Source organism: Aureibaculum marinum, assembly GCF_003813905.1.
In the GTDB taxonomy this organism is placed as follows: domain Bacteria; phylum Bacteroidota; class Bacteroidia; order Flavobacteriales; family Flavobacteriaceae; genus Aureibaculum; species Aureibaculum marinum.
This window is the reverse complement of record NZ_RPFJ01000099.1, coordinates 1-783: the sequence shown is the minus strand read 5'-3', so window position 1 is coordinate 783 and position 783 is coordinate 1. Positions and strand designations below refer to the sequence as shown.

Below are 783 nucleotides of genomic sequence, written 5' to 3'. Positions count from 1 at the left end.
GTATTAATACTTATGCACAAGAAGTTGAAGAAGTAGTAGAAGTTGTTGAAACCACGCAACAAGATAAAGTTGAAATTCAAGTGAGCGAATTGCCAGAAACAGTAACAAATGCATTGACCGCTGACTTCGCTGATTATACTGCCGACAAAGCTTATAAAACTATGAAAGATGAACAAGAAGTTTATTGGGTAGTTTTATCTAAAGAAGATACTAGCATTAAAGTTCTTTTTAATGCTGAAGGTAAAGTCCTTGAACAAAAAGAAAATACTGTTGAATAACATTAATAATAGCAAATTGGGTTGATTGCTTTTAACTGAAACAGCTTAACAAATACTAAAAGTTAAGCTGTTTCTTTTTTTAACTATAACCAAAAAAATATTAAAGTAAATATTTTAAAATAGTACTTAAGAAAATCTTTAGAATTTCATATTACATTTGGCATAATAAATAAAACTAAATACTATCTAATAAAGATATAGAAAAAGAAATTTGGGTTGATTACTTTCTATTGAAACAGTTTAACAAATACTTTATCGTTAAGCTGTTTCTTCATTTTATATGATCTTTATAAATAGATAAAAACAGACAGACTCTTAATAAAAAGTTAAAGTAATTTAATGTCACTTCATCTTAAGAATATCTTTAGATTTCTCTTCTACATTTGATGTAACAAAACAAATAAAACTAAATATTAATTAATTTTAAAAACACACTATTATGAAAAAATTAAGTTTAGCTGTAGCTTTCGCAGCAATGAGTTTAGTAAGTATTAATACTTATGCA

Annotated in this window: 1 pseudogene; it reads left to right on the top strand. The window is 25.5% G+C overall.

What is annotated here, in order from left to right:
- Nucleotides 1–278: pseudogene (locus EGM88_RS15895) on the top strand (hypothetical protein); the annotation flags it as partial.
- Nucleotides 279–783: the final 505 nt, after the last annotated feature.